4 protein-coding genes are annotated in these 3545 nt (G+C 44.4%); 3 read left to right on the top strand and 1 reads right to left on the bottom strand.

From position 1 onward, the window contains the following. Positions 1-348: 348 nt before the first annotated feature. The gene (locus tag IT291_00410) at positions 349-1257 is read left to right on the top strand and encodes a dihydrodipicolinate synthase family protein (protein MCC6219683.1); all 909 of its coding nucleotides are present in this window, start codon (positions 349-351) and stop codon (positions 1255-1257) included. A 31-nt stretch (positions 1258-1288) separates the two neighbouring features. On the opposite strand, the gene IT291_00405 is transcribed toward IT291_00410, so the two are convergent. Continuing rightward, the gene (locus IT291_00405) at positions 1289-2521 is read right to left on the bottom strand and encodes a tyrosine-type recombinase/integrase (GenBank protein MCC6219682.1); all 1233 of its coding nucleotides are present in this window, start codon (positions 2519-2521) and stop codon (positions 1289-1291) included. Positions 2522-2655: 134 nt separating this feature from the next. Between IT291_00405 and IT291_00400 the strand changes: the two genes are divergently transcribed. Both IT291_00400 and IT291_00395 read left to right on the top strand, forming a co-directional pair. Continuing rightward, complete coding sequence (locus tag IT291_00400; GenBank protein MCC6219681.1) at positions 2656-3276, top strand: DUF445 family protein; 621 nt, start codon at positions 2656-2658, stop codon at positions 3274-3276. Positions 3277-3286: 10 nt separating this feature from the next. After that, the coding region (locus IT291_00395; protein MCC6219680.1) for an endonuclease III at positions 3287-3545 on the top strand (259 nt) is incomplete at its 3' end.

Here is a 3545-nt window from a genome sequence, read left to right as displayed (position 1 = left end):
CGTCGGCGATGTGCTTCTCGATAATTGTGCGAATAATTTCCGCCATAGAAAACTGAGTGGCCTGCTTTAATAAAGCGAGTCTATCGTAAATACCCTGTGGAAGGTAAATTTGAGTTCGGCGCATAATGAAAAGATTATACATCAGACGTATACATCTGTAAAGTGGATTTTTTTTAAATGTTTAAAGCGATATATATGGAGCTCAGTGCTCATTGACGCATCCTCTCGGGGATATGTGCGTAAGGAGCGCGCGTGTTGAGTATTATTGATTTGGCTGTAGATAATATGCTACTTTTGCCGAATAAATAAGCACTGCGAAGCGAGCATTCATTCCGGGAGATTTTTTATATGGCAAGAGATATCCGTTCAGCTAGGCTAATTACTGCGCTTAAAACCCCGTATCTGCAAGACGGCTCAATAGATTTTGATACTTTTGACTATCTTTTGGACTGCCAGATTCGCGGTGGTGTTGATGGTGTGTTGATTGCTGGAACCACTGGAGAGGGGCACTTGATGAGTTCGGATGAGATTCTTTCTCTAGCAAAGCATGCAATTGAAAAAGTTGGCAAGCAGGTTTTGGTAGTCGTTAACTCTGGCGGAAATGATACTAGGAAGGCTAGGAGTTTAACTGAAAAAGTTATGGGGCTCGGTGCTGATCTTACTCTGCAAATTAATCCGTACTATGGAAAAACTTCCGAGCTAGGTTTATTAAGGCATTTTAAGGCGCTTTTTGATGTAGCTCCTGGCATAGTGTACAACGTGCCTGGGCGCACTGCACAAGATATTTTGCCGGCTACTATGCACAAGATTGCCGAGCACAAGAATTTTGTGGGCGTAAAAGAGTGCATGGGTTCAGATAGAATTAAGGCTTATGTAGAAAGTGGCATAAGGTGTTGGTCTGGAAATGACGATACCGCCTTTGAAAGTCGACATCGCTGTGGCGCAACCGGCGTGATTTCTGTCGTTAGCAATATAGTTCCTGCTCTAATAGCTCGCATTATGGATAAAGCGGAGAAGCATGTAGACGATCAGCTTCAACCCCTGTTTGCATGGGCGTTTTGTGAACCAAACCCAATTGCACTTAACACTTGTCTAGCTATGACAGGTGCGACAAAGCCAGTATTTAGATTGCCGTATGTGCCGCTCACCTTGGAGCAACGAAGGACAGGTTTAGCTATTCTCGACAAGTTTGATATTTCAGACATCGTTGGCTCTCGCCTTTCATTGATGGAAGATAGCGACTTTATTGTAGTCTAACGGCATCTGTTCTACCCCGGGTGAGGCTTGCTTACGAAAGCGGGCGAGATGCTATTGGCTTCTGTTTCGCGGATTTGTGTCTTTCTCTTAATTCAATGTCTATGTACTTGTCAGTAATAGCACTTGAGCTGTGTCCAGCATCGTCGCGCACGTGTTCCCGTGGCCTAATTTTTACGTCATCCGATATGCCAGTATGGCGCAGCCAGTGAACGGTAGCCTCCATCAATGCGTCAGCCTCATCAAATTTGTCGTTCTCCTTGAGCTTAGCTACGGCTCGATCGAAACAGAGTTGGACTATTTCTCTTAAATAAGTAGTGCTGCTTATAGGGCCATCTCCTCTATTCCTAGGCAAGAGTGGGGAATCGTCAGAAGGAGAGGGAAGTGCCGATAAGCCCAAAAATTTTCTCCATCTCCTAAGCGCCTTAAGCATGGCATCGCTTACGGCAATCTGGCGCTCCTTGTTGCCTTTGCCCACGGTAACGAACCACCAAAGGCAATCGTGATCCTTTCTAAAATGGCTCATTAGCGGAGTCCAGCGGCTCGATGCGCATAACTCCGAAATGCGAAGGTACATGGAATACAGCGCCGACATTATAAACATCGTTCTTTCGTGTTTAGCAGGGTCGTCTCTAGCTAGTTCTTCTGCGACCTCAATTACAGATAGCCATTGCTCTTGTGTCAAGCGGCGAATTTGCGGCACACCCTGCCTTCTTTGGACGAATTTGCTCTTTTGCCTAATTAGAGCCACTGGATTTACGGCAACGTAATCTTCCTGCAGGAGGTAGTTAAAGTAACTGCTAAGTATTGCTAGCATCTCCTTGATCGCGCCGTTAGAAAGCTTAAAATTCCCTTTTTCTGGCCGCCTTCCTTCTTTATGTTGCTTCTTTGAAATAGTTGCGACAAAGGGGCGCCACTCCAGATTTGGGATTCTCCTGCCTTCCCTGCTAATAAACCGAGCAGGTTTTTTTAATCCTATCCAGGAGTGTGGTGGTTTTAGGCAAAATTTTGCGAAGTTCTCGATGTCGTCTCGCTTTAAGTTAGGAATTGTTTTGTGAGCAACCTTCCATGTCCAGTGTAGCAGCCGCTCCACCTCTCGCCTATATGAGTTAAATGTTCCAGCGCTGCCGATGTAACTTTTTAAAAACTGCGCCGTAATTTCGCAGTCGCTCGTTTGCTTTGCGGTTAGTCCGATGGACGAAAAATCCTGTTTGCTAATAAACTCCAGCGAGTCGAATAGAGGTTTAAGTTCTAAAGGTTTGCTCATGCTATGGACAATATTTTTTCACATCGTAGTATAAGTGTGCATCGGAAAATGCTAGCATTGCGACACACGCTATATGCCTTGCTAAGTCTAGCATTCTTTTTAGTAACTTTCTTTTTTTTTGTATAGGTATTTTGATGAATATCGAAACTCCCATAATTCACCTAACTATTCCACTCATTGCTGCGCTGATTGGTTGGGTGACAAACTACATCGCCGTAAAAATGATCTTTCGTCCGAGACGTCCCATTAAGTGTTTGGGTGTAACTCTTTTGGGCCTAATACCCAGGAGGCAGAGAGAGCTAGCTCGGACTATTGGCCAGACCATTGAACGGGAACTCGTTTCGCACGAAGACGTCCAGCGCGTTCTTTCGAGTAAGGGAGTTCATCAAGAGGTATTTGCCATTCTCGAGCAACATATTGATAAATTTTTAAAGGGGAAGTTAGGGCAAAATCCCATGCTTGGCATGTTTTTGCAGGGCGAAATGGGAGAATCTATTAAGAAGATGTTATTAGATCATTTGAGCACGGTGTTGCCAGAGGTGTTGCAATCTCTAGTAGAGCGAGTTGAGTCAGAACTAAGCTTCAGTGAGTTAGTGACTAATAAGATCGAGCAGTTCGATTTAGCCAAACTTGAGAGCATAATATACGCAATCTCTGCAAAAGAGCTAAAGGCAATAGAAATCTTAGGAGGCGTGCTGGGCTTTTTGATTGGGTTGATACAAGTGGGAATCGTAGTCCTTGGCAACATGTATTGAGAGCGTCTAAATGACTAGAGAAGAGCGAGCAAAGGGAATTTTACGCATATTAAATAGGCTATATCCTCATCCTCAGGTTCCGCTAAATTATTCAACTTCCTTTTCTTTGTTAGTAGCCGTTCTTCTATCGGCTCAGTGTACAGATAAGCGAGTTAACTCCGTCATGCCGAATTTACTAGCCGTAGCTGACTCGGCTGCGAAAATGGCGATTGTGCCACCAAAAATTATTGAGGAAATAATTCGTCCTTGTGGTCTTTCTAAGCGGAAGG

The organism is Deltaproteobacteria bacterium (assembly GCA_020845775.1).
Classification (GTDB): Bacteria; Bdellovibrionota_C; UBA2361; order SZUA-149; family JADLFC01; genus JADLFC01.
Note: the sequence above shows the minus strand (reverse complement) of the source record. Positions and strands in the feature narration are given on the sequence as shown.

Bases quoted from the DNA above. Each gene is read 5' to 3' on its own strand.
- IT291_00400 (MCC6219681.1), top strand. From the start codon at position 2,656: ATGAATATCGAAACTCCCATAATTCACCTAACTATTCCACTCATTGCT.
- IT291_00405 (MCC6219682.1), bottom strand. From the start codon at position 2,521: ATGAGCAAACCTTTAGAACTTAAACCTCTATTCGACTCGCTGGAGTTT.
- IT291_00410 (MCC6219683.1), top strand. From the start codon at position 349: ATGGCAAGAGATATCCGTTCAGCTAGGCTAATTACTGCGCTTAAAACC.